The sequence below is a fragment of the Bacteroidota bacterium genome (assembly GCA_034723125.1).
Lineage (GTDB): Bacteria > Bacteroidota > Bacteroidia > CAILMK01 > JAAYUY01 > JAYEOP01.
On record JAYEOP010000198.1, the window covers coordinates 1 to 3,552 of the forward strand.

Annotated in this window: 2 protein-coding genes; both read left to right on the forward strand. The window is 28.0% G+C overall.

Going from position 1 to position 3,552, the window contains the following annotated elements; genetic code table 11:
• Positions 1 to 94: 94 nt before the first annotated feature.
• Positions 95 to 2,347 carry a M48 family metallopeptidase gene (locus tag U9R42_05825; protein MEA3495539.1) on the forward strand — a complete coding sequence of 751 codons (2,253 nt, stop codon included), beginning with the start codon at positions 95 to 97 and terminating at the stop codon, positions 2,345 to 2,347.
• A 13-nt stretch (positions 2,348 to 2,360) separates the two neighbouring features.
• A complete protein-coding gene (locus tag U9R42_05830; protein ID MEA3495540.1) occupies positions 2,361 to 3,194 on the forward strand; it encodes a hypothetical protein in 834 nt (277 codons plus the stop codon).
• Positions 3,195 to 3,552 lie beyond the last annotated feature (358 nt).

The following is a 3,552-nucleotide window of genomic DNA, read 5'->3' on the forward strand; positions in this document are numbered from 1 at the left end:
AATTTATTTTAAGGCTGTAAAAATAAAAATATTTTAATAGAATGTAATTAAATATTTATTTTATTTTATTTTTACAGCCTTAAAATAAATTACTATGAATAAAAACTATTTGCTTTTAATCTTACTTATTACCTCATTTTTTTCATTTAAAATAACAGCACAAGAAAATATCACAAAAAATTTTCAATATTTAATATCATCAGGGGATGTTCCTACTGATTTTAGAATGCTGTCTCAAGAAAAGTTTGAAATTGATAAAACAGGAATTAATAGGAATGAAAAACGTTCGATAAGAAAAACACGAGAACAGTTTTTACTTGAATCAAACTTTGCTATTGACGGGCTTCTATTAAGTGGTAGCGTTTTGTTTAATGATCCTGTTAGTAAATACATTAATAAAGTAGCAGATAATGTGTTAAAAGACCATCCTGACCTAAGAGAAGAAATAAGATTTTATGTAACAAAATCACCTTCAGTTAATGCATTTTCAACTGATAAAGGCATGATTTTTATCAACATTGGACTTATTGCTCAGCTATCTAATGAAGCACAGCTTGCATTTATTTTATCACATGAAATTATTCATTATACAGAAAAACACAATATGGATATTTTTGTTGAAAAATATAAAATTTCAGAAGGTAAAGATAATTACAAATCACTTACATGGAATGACAAAATATTAGCAAAAAACAACTGGTCGAAAGAAAGAGAAAGAGAAGCTGACGAAAAAGGACTTAATAAATTCTATTCAAAGTCAGGCTATTCCTTATCAGCAATTAATGGTGTTTTTGATGTATTGCAATATTCCTATTTGCCATTTAATGAAATTACTTTCGAGAAATCATTTTTTGAAACAAAAAATATCACTTTTCCAAAATCATATTTTTTAGATGAAATTAATCAGATAAAAGGAGATGAAGATTATGATGACTCAAAAAGTACACATCCTAATATTTTAAAAAGAAGAAAAAAAATATTTAACATCATCGAAAATCTTGATACAGAAAAATCTTCTGAATATTATATTGTAGGAAAAGAAGAATTTTTAAAAATAAGACAAATTGCAAGGTTTGAATCAATAAGACAGCAAGTACGTAAAATGGAATATCCCCAAGCTATTTACAATAGTTTTGTATTATTAAAAAAATATCCTGACAATCTTTTTCTAAAAAGAATGCTTGCTTCTTCATTGTATTACATTTCAAAGTACAAAACATACGGTAATATCAAATCAGTGCTTCCCAACTATAAAAAGATTGAAGGACAATCGCAACAAGTATTTTATTTTCTCAAACAATTAACAGATGAAGAAGCAAATATATTAGCACTTCAGTATGCTTGGGATTTAAAGCAACAACTTCCTGATGACGAATATCTTAATGAAATTTGCAAAGATCTTTTTCATGACCTTGTTTTTAAATCAAAAAAGAAAGTTTATGATTTCTCACGTAAAACAAAGGAAGAGAAAAAAGAATCTATGAATTTTAATGTAAAAGACAGCAATAACATCAGTAAATATGACAAAATAAAAATGCAAAAGAAACTTGATGATGTTGGTGAAAAAGAATGGGCAAAATATGCTTTTGTTGATATTTTAAAGAATAATGAATTTGTTGACCTTTTTGAGCAAACTATTGAAGAAAAGGAAAAAGAAGAAAAGGAGAATGAAGACATTGATTACAACAAAAAAGAAAAATTAAGTAAGGAAGAAAAAAGGGAAAAGAAGCTTGAAGAAAAATACGGAAAAGCATTAGGAATAAATAAAATTCTTATTCTTGAACCTGTATATTTAATAATAGATGAAAGAAAAAAACAAAAGAAAAGATTTGTTGACTCGGAAAATAGTCTTAACCGATTTTATTATAATCTTGAACAAAATGCTGATGCATCACAAATAGAAATTGAGCTACTTGAATCAAAGCACCTTGACATTGCAGATATTGAAAAATTTAATGATATAGCTATTTTAAAAGAATGGCTAAGTGAAAAGTATAACCACAAACACGACAATATTGTTTCAAGCAGTTATTCTTATGTTCAACAAATTGCTGAAAAATATGATATTGAACACATATCATGGACAGGAATAATAAGTATGAGACAAGATAAAACCGATGCATTTGTTTATTTAGTTTACAGTGCATGTGTCCCAATATTAATACCTTGGGCAATTTACTATGCTGTAACACCTGAATATAACACATACTATTTTAATGTTTTACTAAATGTAAAAACAGGAGAACCTGAACTTAATTTTACAAAGAATCTTAAACATAAAGACACACAAGACTTTTTAGACTCATATATTTATGATACATTCTATCAAATTTCTAAAGAACGATAATAAAAAAACAGAAATGAAAAAATTATATTTTATAATATTTATCAGCTTATTTATTAGTGTATCCGCTTTTAGTCAATATTTTGAAAAAGCTCCCGGCTATCAGGGAAAAACAGTAATTGCAAATACTAATTTCAGTTATTCACCTGCTTTATTTGCTCCTAACAAAAATGGGGTAATTTCAGGGAAAGCAGTAAATCTTAGAACATCAATTGGAGGAGAATATATTATCGACAAAAAAAGGGGAGTTGGCATTCAGTTATCAGCTTTCAAAACAGCTTTTGAATTTGATTACCCAATTGAAGAAATGAGACACTTTACAACTACTTGGAGTGATGATGGATACGAACCAACCCGTATCAGATCAGATGGACTTGGATACATTAATGCAAAATCAATGGGTTTGTATTACAAAAGTTATTTTAACCATATTGCTCCCTTAGGTGCTTATTTTAAAATTCAAGTTGATTGGATATTTTATAAAGTAAACTATGACAGCAACGATATACTTGATAAGATTATTTATGATAATGGACATAATAATCGCACCTATTCTCCGGAATACCTTCCTAACTATCAATTAGATAAAAGATATACTGCATGGAGTTTTAATATGAAATTTGGAAATCAAAGAATACTTTTTGACCGTATAGTTCTTGATTATGGAATTGATTTCGGTACTGTATTAAAAGGAATATCTGGAAATTCCGGATGGGATTCATGGATTGAATTGGGAGAATTGAGCGAAGAAATTACTACAGATAATTATTTTGACTTAGTTTCTAAAGCAAGGTTATTCGACCTATATTTTATTGGTTTGGATTTCGGAATTGGGTTTTTAGCGTACTAATACTAAGTTGCGTTCATAAAAAGAAGGAACTAAAGTACTTAGAGTACTTAAAGTGCCTAAAGTACTTAGAGTTATGAAAATGAAACGAACAGATAAACAAATCACCAAATAAACGAATAAACAAGAAGAAGTACTTAGAGTACTTAAAGTGCCTAAAGTACTTAGAGTTATGAAAATGAAACGAACAGATAAACAAATCACCAAATAAACGAATAAACAATTCTTAAAACAACAACCCATAAAGTCGTCATTGTGAGGGAGTATTCTGACAAAAACAATGTGATAATTTTACTACAAATATTAGTAGTCAGAATACGACCGCGACAATCTCGGGCTTTTTAGCAGAGGTAGTCAAAAA

What these genes read in the sequence shown, in the direction of transcription:
- U9R42_05825 (MEA3495539.1), top strand. Translation starts at nt 95, where the DNA reads ATGAATAAAAACTATTTGCTTTTAATCTTACTTATTACCTCATTTTTT.
- U9R42_05830 (MEA3495540.1), top strand. Translation starts at nt 2,361, where the DNA reads ATGAAAAAATTATATTTTATAATATTTATCAGCTTATTTATTAGTGTA.